This window comes from Aeromicrobium sp. Leaf291, from assembly GCF_001423365.1.
Lineage (GTDB): Bacteria > Actinomycetota > Actinomycetes > Propionibacteriales > Nocardioidaceae > Aeromicrobium.
In genome coordinates this window covers 554,478-570,833 of the sequence record NZ_LMNM01000003.1, presented here as the reverse complement: position 1 = coordinate 570,833, position 16,356 = coordinate 554,478, and the positions used below count along the sequence as shown (strand labels likewise).

20 protein-coding genes are annotated in these 16,356 nt (G+C 72.1%); 15 read left to right on the top strand and 5 right to left on the bottom strand.

Translation table 11 applies throughout. The features are described 5' to 3' along the window. Positions 1-40 precede the first annotated feature (40 nt). A complete protein-coding gene (locus ASF35_RS16585; protein ID WP_082495564.1) occupies positions 41-1,744 on the top strand; it encodes a BCCT family transporter in 1,704 nt (567 codons plus the stop codon). A 60-nt stretch (positions 1,745-1,804) separates the two neighbouring features. Here the strand turns inward: ASF35_RS16585 and ASF35_RS16580 are convergent, their stop codons facing one another. From ASF35_RS16580 to ASF35_RS16575, 3 genes are all read right to left on the bottom strand, one after another. Beyond that, complete coding sequence (locus ASF35_RS16580; RefSeq protein ID WP_055970018.1) at positions 1,805-2,932, bottom strand: YeiH family protein; 1,128 nt, start codon at positions 2,930-2,932, stop codon at positions 1,805-1,807. Beyond that, on the bottom strand, positions 2,929-3,099 hold the full coding sequence (locus ASF35_RS18400) for a hypothetical protein (protein ID WP_164468775.1): 171 nt from the start codon (positions 3,097-3,099) through the stop codon (positions 2,929-2,931). Before ASF35_RS18400 ends, ASF35_RS16580 begins: the two co-directional genes overlap by 4 nt. 89 nt (positions 3,100-3,188) lie before the next feature. Then, positions 3,189-3,497: a hypothetical protein gene (locus tag ASF35_RS16575; RefSeq protein WP_055970015.1), complete on the bottom strand. Its 309-nt coding sequence runs from the start codon at positions 3,495-3,497 to the stop codon at positions 3,189-3,191. A gap of 83 nt (positions 3,498-3,580) precedes the next feature. On the opposite strand from ASF35_RS16575, the gene ASF35_RS16570 reads away from it, so the two are divergent. Further along, a complete protein-coding gene (locus ASF35_RS16570) occupies positions 3,581-4,210 on the top strand; it encodes an alpha-ketoglutarate-dependent dioxygenase AlkB (RefSeq protein WP_055970012.1) in 630 nt (209 codons plus the stop codon). Positions 4,211-4,706: 496 nt separating this feature from the next. On the opposite strand, the gene ASF35_RS16565 is transcribed toward ASF35_RS16570, so the two are convergent. Further along, positions 4,707-5,390, bottom strand: a complete 684-nt coding sequence (locus tag ASF35_RS16565) for a Crp/Fnr family transcriptional regulator (protein WP_200914344.1) — start codon at positions 5,388-5,390, stop codon at positions 4,707-4,709. A gap of 95 nt (positions 5,391-5,485) precedes the next feature. On the opposite strand from ASF35_RS16565, the gene nth reads away from it, so the two are divergent. The 5 genes from nth to ASF35_RS16540 are packed head-to-tail and all read left to right on the top strand — an operon-like array spanning position 5,486 to position 9,534. Continuing rightward, on the top strand, positions 5,486-6,217 hold the full coding sequence (nth, locus tag ASF35_RS16560; protein ID WP_055970006.1) for an endonuclease III: 732 nt from the start codon (positions 5,486-5,488) through the stop codon (positions 6,215-6,217). After that, positions 6,214-6,852 carry a TlpA disulfide reductase family protein gene (locus tag ASF35_RS16555; RefSeq protein WP_055970003.1) on the top strand — a complete coding sequence of 213 codons (639 nt, stop codon included), beginning with the start codon at positions 6,214-6,216 and terminating at the stop codon, positions 6,850-6,852. The genes nth and ASF35_RS16555 overlap by 4 nt, the downstream gene beginning before the upstream one ends. Continuing rightward, on the top strand, positions 6,849-7,547 hold the full coding sequence (locus tag ASF35_RS16550) for a CoA pyrophosphatase (RefSeq protein WP_055970000.1): 699 nt from the start codon (positions 6,849-6,851) through the stop codon (positions 7,545-7,547). Before ASF35_RS16555 ends, ASF35_RS16550 begins: the two co-directional genes overlap by 4 nt. Further along, complete coding sequence (locus tag ASF35_RS16545) at positions 7,544-8,719, top strand: MarP family serine protease (RefSeq protein ID WP_055969997.1); 1,176 nt, start codon at positions 7,544-7,546, stop codon at positions 8,717-8,719. Before ASF35_RS16550 ends, ASF35_RS16545 begins: the two co-directional genes overlap by 4 nt. After that, on the top strand, positions 8,719-9,534 hold the full coding sequence (locus tag ASF35_RS16540) for a hypothetical protein (RefSeq protein ID WP_055969995.1): 816 nt from the start codon (positions 8,719-8,721) through the stop codon (positions 9,532-9,534). Before ASF35_RS16545 ends, ASF35_RS16540 begins: the two co-directional genes overlap by 1 nt. A gap of 9 nt (positions 9,535-9,543) precedes the next feature. Here the strand turns inward: ASF35_RS16540 and ASF35_RS16535 are convergent, their stop codons facing one another. Next, positions 9,544-9,987: a phage holin family protein gene (locus tag ASF35_RS16535; RefSeq protein ID WP_055969992.1), complete on the bottom strand. Its 444-nt coding sequence runs from the start codon at positions 9,985-9,987 to the stop codon at positions 9,544-9,546. A gap of 589 nt (positions 9,988-10,576) precedes the next feature. Between ASF35_RS16535 and ASF35_RS16530 the strand changes: the two genes are divergently transcribed. The 8 genes from ASF35_RS16530 to ASF35_RS18180 all read left to right on the top strand — a co-directional run bounded on the left by ASF35_RS16530 (position 10,577) and on the right by ASF35_RS18180 (position 16,186). Continuing rightward, positions 10,577-12,001 carry a recombinase family protein gene (locus tag ASF35_RS16530; RefSeq protein WP_055969989.1) on the top strand — a complete coding sequence of 475 codons (1,425 nt, stop codon included), beginning with the start codon at positions 10,577-10,579 and terminating at the stop codon, positions 11,999-12,001. 147 nt (positions 12,002-12,148) lie between these two features. Further along, the gene (locus ASF35_RS16525; protein ID WP_055969984.1) at positions 12,149-13,081 is read left to right on the top strand and encodes a recombinase family protein; all 933 of its coding nucleotides are present in this window, start codon (positions 12,149-12,151) and stop codon (positions 13,079-13,081) included. A 90-nt stretch (positions 13,082-13,171) separates the two neighbouring features. Then, the gene (locus ASF35_RS18185; protein WP_156368077.1) at positions 13,172-13,327 is read left to right on the top strand and encodes a hypothetical protein; all 156 of its coding nucleotides are present in this window, start codon (positions 13,172-13,174) and stop codon (positions 13,325-13,327) included. Positions 13,328-13,416: 89 nt separating this feature from the next. Next, positions 13,417-14,754, top strand: coding sequence for a DNA methyltransferase (locus ASF35_RS16520; protein ID WP_055970297.1), 1,338 nt, complete (start codon positions 13,417-13,419; stop codon positions 14,752-14,754). Beyond that, on the top strand, positions 14,751-15,083 hold the full coding sequence (locus ASF35_RS16515) for a hypothetical protein (RefSeq protein WP_055969981.1): 333 nt from the start codon (positions 14,751-14,753) through the stop codon (positions 15,081-15,083). Before ASF35_RS16520 ends, ASF35_RS16515 begins: the two co-directional genes overlap by 4 nt. Positions 15,084-15,181: 98 nt before the next feature. Continuing rightward, on the top strand, positions 15,182-15,499 hold the full coding sequence (locus ASF35_RS16510) for a hypothetical protein (RefSeq protein WP_055969977.1): 318 nt from the start codon (positions 15,182-15,184) through the stop codon (positions 15,497-15,499). Positions 15,500-15,518: 19 nt separating this feature from the next. Continuing rightward, entirely contained in the window at positions 15,519-15,998 is a 480-nt protein-coding gene (gene ssb / locus ASF35_RS16505) for a single-stranded DNA-binding protein (RefSeq protein WP_055969974.1), read from the top strand. Continuing rightward, a complete protein-coding gene (locus ASF35_RS18180; RefSeq protein ID WP_156368076.1) occupies positions 15,995-16,186 on the top strand; it encodes a hypothetical protein in 192 nt (63 codons plus the stop codon). Before ssb ends, ASF35_RS18180 begins: the two co-directional genes overlap by 4 nt. Positions 16,187-16,356 lie beyond the last annotated feature (170 nt).

The following is a 16,356-nucleotide window of genomic DNA, read 5'->3' as shown; positions in this document are numbered from 1 at the left end:
TGCCGATGACGACTGAGCCGAAGGAAGAGGTGGTGCCCTCGTGAGTACCCTCACTGACCGAGAACATGCATCTGCAGGACGCTGGAAGCGACGGATCGACCCCGTCGTCTTCGGGTTCACCGGCGTGGTGGCGATCGGGTTCGTCGTCTGGGGCCTGGTGAGCACGTCCGGCCTCAAGGCGGCCTCGGACACGTCGCGCTCGTGGGTCATCACGAACACCGGCTGGTTCTTCGTGCTCGTCGCGTCGTTCTTCGTGATCTACGTCCTGTGGCTCGCGGCCTCCAAGTACGGCCGGATCCCGCTCGGTCGCGACGACGAGGGTCCGGAGTTCCGGACCGTCTCCTGGATCGCGATGATGTTCAGCGCCGGCATGGGCATCGGGCTCATGTTCTGGGGCGTGGCCGAGCCGCTGTCGCACTTCGCGTCGCCGCCGCCCGGCACGGGCGAGGCGCAGAGCGACGAGGCCGTCCAGAGCGCCATGGCCTCCACGATGTTCCACTGGGGCCTGCACCCCTGGGCCATCTACGCGGTCGTCGGCATCGCGATCGCCTACGGCACCTTCCGCAAGGGACGCAAGCAGCTGATCTCGTCGGCCTTCGTCCCGCTCTTCGGCCGACGCGCCGAAGGACCGGCCGGCAAGGTGATCGACATCCTGGCGATCTTCGCCACCCTCTTCGGATCCGCCGCCTCGCTGGGCCTCGGCGCCCTGCAGATCGGCGCCGGACTGCAGTTCAACGGGTGGATCGACGAGCCGAGCAAGATCGTGCTCGTCTCCGTCATCACCGTGCTGACGATCCTGTTCATCCTCTCGGCCGTCTCCGGCATCGAGCGGGGCATCCAGTGGCTTTCCAACACCAACATGGTGCTGGCGCTCGTGCTGGCCGTGTTCGTGTTCGTGGCCGGGCCGACGCTGTTCATCCTGAACCTCGTGCCGACCGCGCTCGGCGACTACGCCTCGCAGATGACCGAGATGGCCTCGCGCACCGCGGCCAGCGGCGACGACGCCATGGAGGCCTGGCTCTCCGGCTGGACGATCTTCTACTGGGCCTGGTGGGTCTCGTGGACCCCCTTCGTCGGCATGTTCATCGCTCGCATCAGCCGCGGTCGCACGATCCGCGAGTTCGTCACCGGAGTCCTGCTCGTCCCCACCCTCGTGAGCCTCGTCTGGTTCGCGATCTTCGGCGGCGCCGGCATCTTCGAGCAGCGCGACGGCGCGGGCATCGTCGGTGCAGACGGCGCCGTCCAGTCCGACTTCGCCCTGTTCCAGCTGCTGGAGCAGTACCCGGCGGCGAGCATCACCTCGGTGCTGGTCATGGTGCTCGTCGGCATCTTCTTCGTGTCCGGTGCCGATGCGGCGTCGATCGTCATGGGGACGCTGAGCGAGCGCGGCTCCACCGAGCCGAGCAAGCCGTCGGTCATCTTCTGGGGCGCCCTCACCGGCGCCGTCGCGGCGATCATGCTCGTGATCGGGGGCTCCGACGCCCTGACCGGTCTGCAGAACATCACGATCGTCGCGTCCGTGCCGTTCGTGTTCGTCATGGTGGGCCTGTGTCTCGCGCTGTACAAGGACCTCCAGACGGACCCGGTCATCGTGCGCCACCGACTCGGTCTCGAGGCCGTCGAGGAGGCCGTGGCCGTGGGCGTCGAGGAGCACGACGGCGACTTCTCGCTCGTCGTGGAGCCCTCGGAGAGTGGCGACAGCGTGACGGTCAGCCGGCAGGGGCGCCCGGACGACCCCAGCTGACCCGACGAGGACGTCCGCCCCGGTCCGCACGGACCGGGGCGGACGTGCGTCGGGGCGCGGCTAGATCGTGAACCCGGCGAACAGCACCGAGGCCAGCGCCAGTGCGAGCCCGATGTTGACGAGCGTCGCGGCGGCGAAGACGCCGATCGGACGCCAGCCCGCCTCCTTCAGCGAGGACACCTTGAACTCCAGGCCGATCGAGACGAACGCCAGGATGAGCGCGTAGTCGCGCAGGCCCTTCACGACGGTGTCGAACGCCTCGGCCCGCGCGGCCGACGCCTGCTCCAGGTAGAGCGTCGCGATCACGGACGCGGCGATGAAGCCGAGCACGAACTTCGGGAACCGGTGCCACAGCTCGATGGCGCGGGGGCGCTCACCCTGGGGGTCGCGCTCGACCTTGAACGCGAACCAGGCCGTCAGGCCCACCGCGACGAAGCCGATGAGCGCGTTCTGCGTCAGCTTGACCACCGAGGCGATCTGGAGAGGCTCCTCGCCGGCGATCGCGCCGGCAGCGGTGACGGCCGCCGTCGTGTCGATGTTGCCACCGAGCCAGGCGCCGGTGACGGCGGGCGAGAGGCCGAGGAGGTCGGCGAGCCACGGCAGCACGAAGATCGAGGGCAGTGCGAACAGGATGACGAGGCTGGCCGTGTAGGCCAGCTGCTCCTTGCGGGCCCGCACCGCGCCGGCGGCCGCGATGGCCGCGCTCACCCCGCAGATGGCGACGGCCGACGCGAGGAGGGCACGCAGGCGATCGTCCAGCCCGAGGCGTCCGGCGAACCACCAGGTGAAGGCGAAGACGCCCGTGATGAGCAGCAGGCCCTGGAGGATCGCTGGTCCTGCGGCCCGCGCGATGACCGAGAGCACCACCGTGGCCCCGAGCACGACCAGGCCGGTCTTGATGAAGAACTCGGTGCGGAAGCCGCCCGCGAGGCGGTCGCGCACCCCGAGCGAGGACAGCAGGGCGTTGACGAGCAGGCCCAGCGCGATCGCGTAGACGGGATACTCGATGGCGTCGCCGACGTCGGCGAGCGCGGTGTCGGCGAGCCACGTGGGCACGTTCTCGGTCAGGAGGCGGGCGGCCGCGCCCGTGGCGACGACCACGGCCAGACCCACCAGCACGGCGGGGGAGTGCAGTCGGTCGCCGTACTCCACGACCGACCGGTCGTCGGCGGAGGCGTCGGCGCTCACAGCGGCAACCAGCCCTCGGTGACGACGCCGGCGGCGGTCAGCACGACCAGCGTCAGGCCGACGATCGTCGCGAGCCAGTCCTCGGAGAGGTGGAAGCGGCGCGCGTCATCGACGGCGGGATCGCGGTCGGGGCGGGGCGGGGCAGGGTGGTCCTGGCGGTCGGTCATGCCGACAGCCTCCGTCTCGTCGGCGCCCGGACGCGTCCGGTTTCGGATGGCGGGACCGGACCTTCGGCTGCCGGTCCTCTGCTAGGGACTCAGGTGCCGAACGTCGGGGGTGCCTGGTCGAGCCGGCCGGGGTGCAGCCAGCGCGTGATGATGACGCGGAGCATGCTGAGGGCGTCGTCGGAGCGCTCCTCGCCCTCGTCCTGGACCTCGGCGTGGGTGCGCAGGAGGGCGGCGAGCCACAGGCCCGCCTGGCCGGGGTCCAGCTCGCGGTCGGCGGTCCCGTCGCGCATGGCCCCCACCAGCAGCTCGGTCAGCTCGGCCTGCACGGCATCGTCGACGTCGGCGCGCGCGTCGGCGATCACGTCGACCAGGTCGAGGAGGGCGTCCCAAGCGCTCATGGGGGCAGCGTAGTCGGCGCCCCGGCGAGCCTCGGAAGGCGTGGCGTCTAGAACATCTGTTCGAACTCGCCTACGATGCTCGGGTGTGGTTCCAGGGTTCGCTGCTCGACGTCGGCGACGAGGCCGTCGTCGGTCCGCTGGGCGCCTCGGTGCAGCGCAGGGAGCTTGCCCACGGCGCATGGGTCGACGTCCGCCCGGGCTGGGTGCAGGGCGCCGACCCGTTGTTCCTGAGCCTGCAGACCGAGGTCCGGTGGCGGGCCGAGAGGCGGGAGATGTACGACGACACGGTCGACGTCCCGCGGCTGCTGGCGCACTACGGATCGGGTGCCGTGCTGCCGCACCCGGCGCTCGACGACGCGCGCGACGCGCTGAACCGGCACTACGGCGCCGAGCTGGGCGAGGACTTCGTGACGGCTGGGCTCTGCTACTACCGCGACGGTCGCGACAGCGTCGCCTGGCACGGCGACCGGATCGGCCGTGGGCGCAGCGAGGACACGATGGTGGCGATCCTGTCGCTCGGCGCTCCGCGTCGGCTCAGCCTGCGCCCGACGGACCACGGCCCGGGCGACACCATCGGCTTCGTCGTGGGCCACGGCGACCTGCTCGTCATGGGCGGCTCGTGCCAGCGCACCTGGGAGCACGCCGTGCTCAAGACCGCCAGGCCGGTGGGCCCGCGGATCAGCGTGCAGTTCCGCCCCCGCGGCGTGCTCTGACGCGGGCGCCGTCGGCGCGGCCCCGGATGTGCCGTCCGAGGTAGGTGGCGCGCGCTATTCGCACGGCGAAGGTAGGTGGCGCGCGGATACGGACCTCCATGCCGCGGGTCACCCACCTCTGACGCTTCGATTCCGCGGGCTACCTACCTCTCACGCGGCTGGGGCAGTGGGAGGTAGGAGACGCACTCCATCCGAGTCGTTTGAGGTGCGTCACCTACCTCCGACGCCCCGGGTCGGTGCGTCACCTACCTCCGACGCCCCAGGACCGGCCCGCGGCACCGGGGCTCGGCCGAGCGGAAGCCCGTCCGCCGGTCGAGGCCCTTTCGGAGACCGAGCCGAGACCCAGCCGGAGCAGCGCAGCCGCAGGACGAGGCCCCGCCAAGAGACGCAGCCGCAGGACGAGACCCACCCGACGCGACGCAGCCGCAGGACGAAAGGCGTCGCGCACGACGAAGCCCCGGGACCAGCAGGTCCCGGGGCTCGCGGTCGAACGGGGTCAGCGCGCGCGACGCTGCAGACGCTCGAGGTCGAGGATGACCACGGAGCGGGGCTCCAGGCGCAGCCAGCCGCGCGAGGCGAAGTCGGCGAGGGCCTTGTTGACCGTCTCGCGCGAGGCGCCGACGAGCTGGGCCAGCTCCTCCTGCGTGAGGTCGTGGTTGACGTGCACGCCGTCCTCGGCCTTGCGCCCGAAGCGGCTCGCGAGGTCGAGCAGGGCCTTGGCGACACGACCCGGGACGTCGGAGAACACGAGGTCGCCGACGACCTCGTTGGTGCGCCGCAGGCGCCCGGCGAGCTGGTTGAGCAGCGCCATCGCGACCTCGGCGTGGCTCGACAGGACCGGGGTGAGCGCCTCGTGGCTGAGGCTCTGGACCGTCACGTCGGTGACGGAGGTGGCCGTGGCCGAACGCGGTCCGGGGTCGAAGAACGACAGCTCGCCGAACATCTGTCCGGGCCCGAGGATCGCGAGCAGGTTCTCCCGTCCGTCGGGCGACGTGCGCCCGAGCTTGATCTTGCCGTCGGTGACGACGTACAGCTGGTTGCCGTCGTCACCCTCGTTGAAGAGGACCTCGCCACGCTTCAGGCTGAGCGGGGTCATCGAGGCCTCGAGGGCTCCTGCGGCATCGTCGTCGAGACCGGAGAAGAGCGGCGCTTGGCGCAGCACGTCGTCGTTCACAGGCATCCTTATCGGCTGTTGAGTCGGTCACAGTCTGTCCTACCAGGCGCCCGATTGCCACACGCCGGGCCGGTGTCGGTGTCGCCACGTACTCTGGCATCGTGCCGGACGTCGCCCTCGGGGGTTCCCCCAAGCCTCCGACGAGCCTCGTGCGCCGGGCCCGCAAGACCCACCGGGTGCTCGCCGAGACCTATCCGGAGGCAGGCTGCGAGCTCGACTTCGCCACCCCGTTCGAGCTCCTCGTCGCGACCGTGCTGTCGGCTCAGACCACGGATCGGCGGGTCAACGCGGTCACGCCGGTCCTCTTCGCCGCCTACCCCGACGCCACCGCGCTCGCGGCCGCCCCGCGCGAGCACGTCGAGGAGATCATCCGGTCGACGGGCTTCTACCGGGCCAAGACCGACAGCGTCGTCCGGCTCGCCGCGGCCCTGGTCGAGCGGTTCGACGCCGAGGTGCCGCCCCGGCTGCGCGACCTGGTCACGCTGCCCGGGGTGGGACGCAAGACCGCCAACGTGGTGCTGGGCAACGCGTTCGACGTGCCGGGCCTGACCGTCGACACGCACTTCGCGCGGCTCGTGCAGCGCTTCGAGTGGGTCGACCCGGTGACGGCCAAGGACCCGGTCAGGACCGAGCACGCCGTGGCCGCGCTGTTCCCCCGCAAGGACTGGACGATGCTCAGCCACCGCCTCATCTGGCACGGACGCCGCCGCTGCCACGCCCGCAAGCCGGCCTGTGGCGCCTGCCCCGTGGCCCACTGGTGCCCGGCCTTCGGCGCCGGACCCACCGATCCCGTCGAGGCCGAGAAGCTGGTCACCACGCAGGGCCGCGCGTGAGGAGGCTCGCCATCGCCGCCGTCGCGACGGCCCTGCTGCTCACCGCCTGCAGCGACGTCGACACCGGACCGGACAAGCCGACCTTCGGCGGCACGGCCGGTCCCGGCGCCCCCGCCGCAGACCCCGACACCACCGCGGCGCGCGCCGCGGCCCAGGACGCCGGCATCCGCCCGTGCTCCGACCTGCGCCTCGACGACGCCCCCGCCTCCGGTGACGCCGCCCTTCCCGAGCTCGAGCTGGCGTGCCTCGGCGCCGACGGCACGGTCGACCTCTCCCGCCTGCGCGGACCGGCGGTCGTGAACCTGTGGGCCAGCTGGTGCAAGCCCTGCCGCGAGGAGCTCCCGCTGCTCGCCCGGCTCGACGAGCGGACCGGGGACCGGCTCACCGTCGTCGGGATCGACGTGCAGGACAGCGACCCGGAGGCGGCCGTGCGGCTCGCGTCCGACGCCGGCGTCACCTATCCCCAGCTCGTCGACCCGGACTCCACCACGCGCGGTCCGTTGCGCGTCGTCGGCCTGCCGCAGACGGTCTTCGTCGACGCGCAGGGAAGAATGGTCGCCACCGAGCGGGTCCCGTTCACCTCGTACGACGACCTGACCGCCGCCGTCCGTCAGCACCTGGAGGTCCAGCCGTGAGCCCTGAGGCCTCCGCGGGGCGCGCGCCGGCCGACGGCCCCACGCCGTCCGGGCTTCCCGACTGGCTCGTGCCGCTCGCCGACCTGGCCGGCTCGGTGCAGGCCGAGCAGCTGGCACCCCGGTTCCCGCACCCTCCGCCCGACGCCCGACCGGCCGCCGTCCTCATCTGCTTCGCCGACGGTGAGCACGGTCCCGAGCTGCTGCTCACCGAGCGCGCGCCGACGTTGCGCAACCACGCCGGCCAGATCTCCTTCCCGGGCGGGGCGTGCGACCCCGACGACGCCGACGCGGCGGCCACGGCCCTGCGCGAGGCTCAGGAGGAGGTCGGGCTCGACCCCGCCCAGGTCACGGTCTTCGGCACGCTCCCCACGCTCTGGCTGCCGCCCAGCAACTTCGCCGTGACCCCGGTGCTCGGCTACTGGTCGGCGCCGCGTCGGCTCGAGCCGGTCTCGGCGGCCGAGGTGGGGCACGTGATCCACCACCCCCTCCGGCTGCTCGTCGACCCCGACAACCGGTTCAGCGTCGAGCACCCGTCGGGCTGGCGCGGTCCGGCGTTCGAGATCGGCACCGAGATGCCGCTGTGGGGCTTCACCGCCGGCATCATCTCGAGGCTGTTCGAGCGGCTCGGCTGGGCCGAGCCGTGGGACGACACCGTGACCCGCGCCCTGCCCGAGCCCCCGGAGGCGTCGTCATGAGCTCCCTCGACGTCATCATCGCCGTCCTGCTCGTGGCCTACGCGGTCTCGGGGTACGTGCAGGGGTTCGTGGTCAACCTGGTGGCCACCACGGGCCTCGTGGTCGGCGGCGCCGGCGCCATCTGGCTCGTCCCGCGCCTGCTCGACCGGCAGGACCCCTCCCTGACCACCTCGCTGCTGGGCCTAGGCATCGTCATCGGCGCGGCCGCCGTCGGGCAGGCGGTCGGCACGTACGTCGGCACCGACCTGCGCGGCGGCCTCAGGGCCTCGCCCCTGCGCGCGGTCGACGCGGTCGGCGGTGCCGCGCTGAGCATGGTCGCGGTCCTCGTCGCGTCCTGGGCGCTCGGCTACGCGGTCAGCGGCACCTCCATCCCGTACCTGGCCAAGGCGTCGCGCGACTCCACCGTGCTGGCCAAGGTCGACTCCGTCATGCCCGGTGCCGCCACCGACACGCTGCGTGCCTTCAGCCGGACCCTCGACGCGAACCTCTTCCCGCGGTACATCGACCCGTTCGCCGACGAGACCATCACGGCCGTCGGACCGCCCGACGACGCCACGCTCTCGCAGCCGGGGGTGCGTGAGGCGTCGCGCAGCGTGGTCAAGATCCTCGGCTCGGCCGAGTGCGGGCGGGGCATCGAGGGGTCGGGGTTCGTGTACGCCCCGGGTCGCGTCATGACCAACGCCCACGTCGTGGCCGGGGTCGACGACCCGACCGTCACGGTCGAGGGCGAGCGGCGCCTCGACGGGCGCGTCGTCGTCTTCGACCCCGAGCTCGACCTCGCCGTGATCGCCACCGACGACCTCGGCGTGCCCGCCCTCGAGCTCGACACCTCGGGTGTGGCCGGCCAGGAGGCGGCTGTGCTGGGCTACCCCGAGAACGGACCGTTCGACGCGCGGGCGGCCCGGATCCGCTCGCAGCTCACGTTGCGCAGCCCCGACATCTACGACCGCGGACAGGTGCTGCGCGAGGCGTTCTCGGTGCGCAGCCTGGTCCGCTCCGGCAACTCCGGCGGACCGCTCGTGAGCACCGACGGCGCGGTGCTCGGCGTCATCTTCGCGGCCTCGGTGTCCGACAGCTCCACCGGTTACGCCGTCACCGCCGAGCAGGCGCAGGACGACGCACGCGAAGGCATCTCCGCCGACCGGGCCGTCGACACCGGGAGGTGTGCCTGATGCGCGGACTGCTGGCCACGGTGGCCGGGCTCGTGGCCGTGGTGGCGCTCGCCGTCGCCCTCCCGGCGGCCTGGACGAGCACCTACGTCGAGGACGAGGAGGGGTTCGTCTCGCTGTCGCGCGACGTGACCGGGACGGCCGCGGTGCGCGACAGTGCCGCGGCCCTCGTGGCCGACCGGCTCGTGGAGCAGGCCGGCCTGCCCTCGCAGGTGGTCGAGTCCGGGCGTCGTCTGCTCGAGGAGGCCGCGGACCGCGCCCTCGCCGACCGCCGCGTCGCCGCCGCCTGGGAGGAGACGCTGCGACGCACGCACGCCGCCCTGCTCGACGACCCGGCCGCCGGCTCGGCCCCCTCGACCGTCCCGCTCGACCTCGCCCCGCTCGCCGCCCTGGTGGCCGACCGCTCCGACGGCCTGGTGCAGGCGCCCGACCAGCTGGTGGTGGAGGTGGCCGGCGGCCCGTCGGGCACCTCGCTGCGTGCCGTCGACGCGAGCCCGCGCCTGGCGCTGGGTGCCGGGGCGGTGGCGGCGGTCGCCGCGGCGGTGGCGCTGCTGGCAGCCCGGCGTCGTTCCGTCGTCCTCGTCTGGCTCGGGGTCGGCGCGGCCGCGGCCGCGGGCGCCGACGCCGCCCTCGCGCGGCTCGTGCGTGACCGCGCGGTCTCCGACGCCGGTGCGAGCGGCCTGCAGGCCGACCTGCTCCGCGCCCTGGCCGACGTCGGCGTGACGTCGTTCGACGGGTGGCTCGTCTGGACCGCCCTCGGCGGGGCCGTGGCGGTCGTGCTCGGCGTGGTCGGCGCGCTCGTGGGGCGGCGCGCGTAGCGGCCGGCTCTAGCGTCGGGCCGCGCCGCTTCCCTGGTGCTGGCCCTTGAGCGCCGCCGGGATCTGCTTGGCGGTGGCGATCGTCTTCTGCGGTGCGCGGATCTTCTTCATGAGCCGCACGCCCACCAGGACCAGGACGCCGGCGAGCAGCACGTAGGCGCCGGCCACGATCAGGAAGCACCACGCGGGGTGCAGGCCGGTCATCGACAGCAGGAACGCGAAGGCGATCGAGACCAGGATGATCACCAGCAGCCCGATGAACCCGGCGACGGCGAAGAGTGCCGCGCCCACGCCGCCGGCCTTCGCGCTGACCACGAGCTCGCTCTTGGCCAGGGCGATCTCGGACTGGACGAGCGCGGAGATGTCACGACTGGCGTCGGCGACGAGCCGACCGATCGTCGGCTCGTCCTGCTGCTCCGGCTGGATCGGTCGCACGGGCTCGCGATGACTCATGACGCCACCCCCGTCGAAGGAGCATGGTACGGGCGTGTCGTCATGACGTGTCGGTGATTCGCTCGCTGGCGCTCGCTCATGACGCCACCCCCGTCGAAGGAGCATGGTACGGGCGTGTCGTCATGACGTGTCGGTGATTCGCTCGCTGGCGCTCGCTCATGGGACGACCCTACCGGCGGTCAGCGGTGTGGCGCGCGGCCACCGGCGGGCCGCGACGACGATCAGGGAGAGGGGTCAGGCACCGAGGAGGCGCAGCAGCACGCCCGTGAGGGAGGCCCCGGCGACCACCGAGGCAGCGAACACGATGTCGATGCGGGATGAGGAGTCCATGGCTCCAGCCTCCCCGGCCCGGATGAGGAACGGCTGAACGGAACCTGACCCGCTGCTGTCGATCCCTCGCCTCCTGCATGACGTACCAGCACGACGCCCCCGCGCCGGGTGGCGTGGGGGCGTCGTGGCGAGCGTGGACCGGGAGGTCAGTCCTCCTGGTTCTTGCTGTCGCCGATGCCGGCGGAGATGAGGTCCATCACCGACGAGTCCGCCAGGGTTGCCTGAACACGTCACGGGCGTCTACGCTCAGCGGCCTGCTATGAATACACAATCGCGCCGTGCCGCAGTCTACGTCCGCATCTCGAAGGACCGCTCCGCCGAAGGCCTGGGCGTCGCCCGTCAGGAGGCCGAGTGCCGCGAGCTCGCCACCCGGCTCGGGCTCGAGGTCGGCCCCGTCTACGTCGACAACGACCTCTCGGCCTCGACCGGCAAGCCCCGCCCGTCCTACCGCGCGATGCTCGAGGCGATGTCCGCCGGCCAGCTCGACGCCGTGCTCGCCTGGCATCCCGACCGCCTCTACCGGCGCCCCGACGACCTCGAGGAGCTCATCGGCGTCGCCGACGGTGCCGGCGTCACCTTCGCCACCGTCAAGGCCGGCGAGCTCGACCTGGCCACCGCCTCCGGGCGCATGGTTGCGCGCTTCCTCGGCGCGGCTGCTCGCTACGAGACCGAGCGGCAGGCCGAGCGTCAGTCGTCGAAGGCCCGCGAGCTCGCCCAGGCCGGCCGCAACAGCGGCGGCGGCTACCGCCCGTTCGGGTGGGCCGACGACCGGCTGGCGCTCGACCCCGTCGAGGCCGACGCGCTCCGGCACCTGATCGACATGGCGCTCGCCGGCCAGGCCGTGAACGCGATGTGCTCGTGGCTGACCGCCTCCGGCATCAAGACCACGGCCGGCGGCACGAGGTGGTCGAGCGTCGCCGTCAAGCGCATGCTGACCTCTCCCCGGTTGGCCGGCCTCTCCGTCTACAAGGGCGAGGTCGTCGGCCGGGGCGAGTGGGAGCCGCTGATCGACGAGACGACCCACCGCCGCGTCGTCGAGGCCCTCACCTACCGTGGGCCCGCCCGCGCCAACCGTGCCCGGGTCGCGCTGCTCAGCTCGGCGATGCTGCGGTGCGGGATCTGCGGCTACGGGCTGCTCACGTTCCGCCGCAACGAGAGCCGTGACAAGCAGCGCGCCTACGGGTGCCGGGAGGCCACCATCGCCGGCCGCCCCGGGTACGGGCTCGCGTGCGGTCGCGTGAGCATCCGCGCCGAGGCGCTCGAGGAGGACATCGCTAACCGGGTCCTCGCGCGGATCCTTCGCAACCGGCGCGCGATCGCCACGTCCGCCGAGGGCGTCCGCCGGCCCGACTCCGCCGCCGGCGAGCTCGGCGAGCTCGAGGCCCGGCTCCGGGACCTGGGCGTGGACTACGCCGACGGGCTCCTCGGGCGTGTCGAGTTTCGTGCGGCTCGGGACCGGTTGACCGAGCTCATCGAGGCCGCCCGCTCCCGCCTCGAAGCCGCGGAAGCGCAGGACGGGCTGCCCGTCGGGTCCGCGGAGGAGGTCGCTGCCTGGTGGGACGCCGCGTCGCTGTCCCAGCGCCAGGTCATTGTTCGCGGACAGATTCTGCGTATTCTGATCGGTGCCCATTCGGGGGGGAGGGCGCACTACGACGCCGGTCGCGTGACCATCGAGTGGCGTTAGCGCAAGAGGGAGAAGGTCACGTCCGTAGTGTTCAGCATCACGTAACACACCCGGCGCGCCGTTTATGTTCTATGATCCAAGTAATGTAAGAACCTACTCGCCAGTACGCACTGCCTCCGCCAAACCGCCAGATGAAGGACCGCCACCATGAGACCGTTCGGCTACGAGCGCGACCGCTTCCACGTCCGTGAAGCCGAAGCCGCGCTCATCCGCGAGGCCGCGGACTCCGTGCTCAAGGGCTCCTCGATCCGTGCTGTGACCACCGACTGGAACGACCGCGGCGTGGTCACGCCGGGCGGCAACACCTGGCGCCCCGTCGTCCTGAAGCGCCTCTTGGTCTCGCTCCGCGCCGCCGGCAAGCGAGAGAACCCCGACGGAGCGATCGTCGACGGCGGCTGGCCGGCGATCCTCGACGACGACACCCACCGCCAGCTCGTCACCCTGCTCAACGACGAGGCCCGCAGCCCCGCCCCCGCGCCGAAGGGCCGGTCCTACCTCCTCACCGGCGGCCTGGCCACCTGCGGCCTCTGCGGCGCCGACCTCATCGCCCGCCCGGACAACAAGGGCCAGCGCGGCTACGTCTGCAGCTCGGGCTCGCCGACGTTCGGGTGCGGCAAGATCCGCATCAACGGCCACCTCCTCGAGGAGGAGGTGGCGAACCGGGCCCTCGCCCGACTGCTGCGCGAGGACGCCCGCGAGCGCCTGGCCGCGCTCGCCGAGAAGGCCCAGGAGCGTGCCAAGGTCGCCGAGGCCACCCTGGCCGACGTGAAGCTGCGACAGGCGCAGCTCGGCGAGGACTACGCCGCCGGCAACCTCACCGGCTCCGCCGCCCGCGCCGCAACCGAGAAGCTCGCCGAGCGGTCGCAGGCCGCCCGCCGCGATCGCCAGCTCGCCGCGGACCTCGAAAACGTCGCGTTCCTCGAGGCCGACGACCTGGTCGAGTGGTGGGAGGGCGCGTCCCTCGGGCAGCAGCGCACGCTGCTGTCACTGCTCCTGTCCGGGGTCGCCGTACACCCGGCGCCCGTCGTAGGAAGTAAGACGTTCGACCCATCCCGCGTGAAGGTCCGGTGGCGGCGTTAGGTAACGTAGGCGCTCCGCCGCCGTCGCCACGTTCCCCCGACGTGGCACGCGCCCGCTTCCCCCGGCAGGCGCCTCATAGGAGGACACAACGTGCCCGATCCTGACCGCATCCGCGAACTCGCCCGCGAGATGGAAGATGACGATTCTATCCCCCCAATGACGTCCGCACAGACCGACCAGCTCGGCCGACTGCTCGCCGCTCCGGGCGACCGCGGCGCCGCGCAACACCAAGCCCGCCGCGCGTGACGAGGGGGCCGGTGTCGCGTCCGCGCCGCACCCGTCCCGCCCGGCCCGTCATGTGAGGGCACCGTCGCGTGTGGCCGTATGCTATGACCATGCCGACCATCAACCAGATCCACGACTCGCTCGCCGAGCTCCGCGTCCCGCTCGCCGACCTGCAGCCCTACGGGAAGAATCCCCGCCGCGGGAACGTCGACGTCATCGCCGAGTCGCTGGCCCGCAACGGCCAGTACAAGCCCGTGGTCGTCCGCCGCGAGACCAACGAGGTGCTCGCTGGCAACCACACGCTGGCTGCAGCGAAGCAGCTCAAGTGGACCGAGCTCGCCGCCACCTACGTCGACGTCGACGACGACCACGCCGCGCGGATCGTGCTCGTGGACAACCGCTCGAGCGACCTGGCCGGCTACGAGGACGACGTCCTCGCCGAGCTGCTCGACTCCCTGCCGTCGCTCGAGGGCACCGGCTACGACGACGACGACCTGGCGGCGCTCATCGGCGGGCTCCTCGACGAGCCGGAGACGTTCACCGACGTGGACGACGCCCCCGAGGTCGCCGACGAGGGCGTGCCGACGATCAGCCAGGAGGGCGACGTGTGGGAGCTCGGCCAGCACGCGGTCCTCTGCGGGGACTCCACCGAGGTCTCCGCGGTGTTCGACGCCCTCAAGGGCGAGCGCCCCGACGCGGTCTGGACGGACCCGCCCTACGGCGTGTCCTACGTCGGCGGCACGAAGGACAAGCTGACGATCCAGAACGACGGCGCCGAGGGCCTCCGCGAGCTCCTGGACGGTGCATTCAAGACCCTGGCCACGGTCTGCAAGGCCGGCGCACCGGTCTACATCGCGCATGCCGACACCGAGCGCATGAACTTCGAGGGCGCGATGCGCGACGCCGGCATCATCTTCCGGCAGAACCTGGTCTGGGTGAAGCACTCCCTGGTCATGGGCCGGTCGGACTACCACTACAAGCACGAGCCGATCCTCGAGGGCGTCGCCCCGGGTGGGCCGAAGGACGCCGGCGCCGAGGACGAGGAGGAGCCCCTGGACCACGACGGGATCCTGTACGGCTTCACGCCCGGCGGGCAGGGCCGGCTCGGCCGCGGCGGTAAGAGGTGGTTCGGCGACAACAAGGCCACCACCGTGTTCGACGCCGCCAAGCCGAAGAGGAACGACGTCCACCCGACGATGAAGCCCGTCGAGCTCATCCGCAAGATGCTGAAGAACAGCCTCCCGCCCCGCGGGCTCGTGCTCGACCTGTTCGGCGGCTCCGGCTCCACCCTGATCGCTGCTCACCACCACGGCGCCCGCGCGGTGCTCGTCGAGCTCGATCCCCGCTACGTCGACGTCATCTGCCGGCGCTGGCAGGAGCACACCGGGATCCAGCCGATCAACCGGGCCACGGGGCAGCCGCGCGACTTCACCTCGGCGGCGGCGTGACGAGGCCGACGCAGACCGAGGAGCAGTTCCGGCGCGCGCTCCGCGAGGTGGCTGAACGCTACGGGTGGTCCGGCTACCACACGCACCGCTCGGATCGCTCCGATGCGGGGTGGCCCGATGAGGTGCTGTGCAAGCCGCCCCGGATCCTGTTCGTCGAGCTCAAGACGGATTCGAAGAAGTCGAAGCCGTCGCCGGCGCAGGTGCAGTGGCTGCGCGACCTCGAGGCCTGCGGCCAGGAGGTCGCGCTGTGGCGACCGGCCGACTGGCCCACGATCCTGCGGGTCCTCGGCCCACGGGGGGAGCGGGCGTCGCTCGTGCTGCCGTCGTGACCTCCTGGCATGGCTATACCGTGTTGACGTCTGTCGGCACCAGCGCCTAACGTGGGTCCCGTCATAGGACCACACAGTGAGGAAGGCGGGAACCTGCGATGCGTCGCTTCGCACTCCCCCTCGTGCCCGGCGCCCAGCCGGGCCACTGGCGCGCAGCCGAGCTCGTGCTCGCGGCCCCCGAGCTGTCCCGGTCCGTCCCTCACAGCGTCGACTACGTCGACGCCGACGGGGTGACGCGCCTCGAGCACGGGGGCCCGATGGTCCCCGGCCCGATCGCGCTCATGACGCCGTGCCCGTACGGCCTCCTCACCAAGAGGCCGCTGCGGCTCATCGACGGCGACGTCCTGGTCCTCGGCAGCCTCGAGTACCGCGTGGACGCCTACGTCGGGCGCGTCGACCTTTACCGCCTCACCTAACCGAAGGAGCCAGCCACTCATGGCCGGAGAAACTGTCATCACCGTCGTCGGGAACCTCACCGCGGATCCCGAGCTGAAGTTCACGCCGTCCGGCGACGCCGTCGCCAACTTCACGGTCGCCTCGACCCCGCGATCGTTCGACAAGCAGTCGAACGAGTGGAAGGACGGCAACCCCCTCTTCATCCGCTGCTCGGTGTGGCGCCAGATGGCCGAGCACGTGTCCGAGTCGCTGTCGAAGGGCTCGCACGTCATCGTCCACGGGGCGCTCAACGTCCGGCAGTACGACCGCCAGGAGGGCGGCCAGGGCACCAGCGTCGAGATGAACGTCTACGAGGTCGGAGCGTCCCTGCGGTTCGCCTCGACGTCGCTCGCGCGCCCGACGCGCGCTGCCGCCGGCTCCCAGGCGTCCGCCGGGCCCGTCGCGCAGGCGCAGCCCCCGTTCGGCGGCGGCCAGCAGGCCGCGCCGGCGAGCTCGAACCCGTGGGACACCGGCCGGTGAGCGCGGCTGCTGTGGCTGCGCCAACGGCGCCGCCGGCCGAGGACGTCGTCCGGCGCTGCTACCTCTGCCGGCGCCACCCCACCGACGGCCCGTACGCCGACCTCTGCGACCGCTGCAAGACCATCCACGAGGACGAGCTCGCCGATCGGCACGCGGAGGCGCTGGCCGAGCTCTCCGGCGACGACTGAAAGGCACCTGACCGCCATGCCCTCGAGTAGCCAGCTCAACGACCTACTGCACTCCCGTCACCTCAACCGTGCGCGGTGGGAGGACTACGAGTTCCTGCGGAGTTCCGGCGTCGACCATGAGCGCGCCTGTCGCCGGGTCGGCCTGAAGGACGAGTCCGTGCGGCTCCACT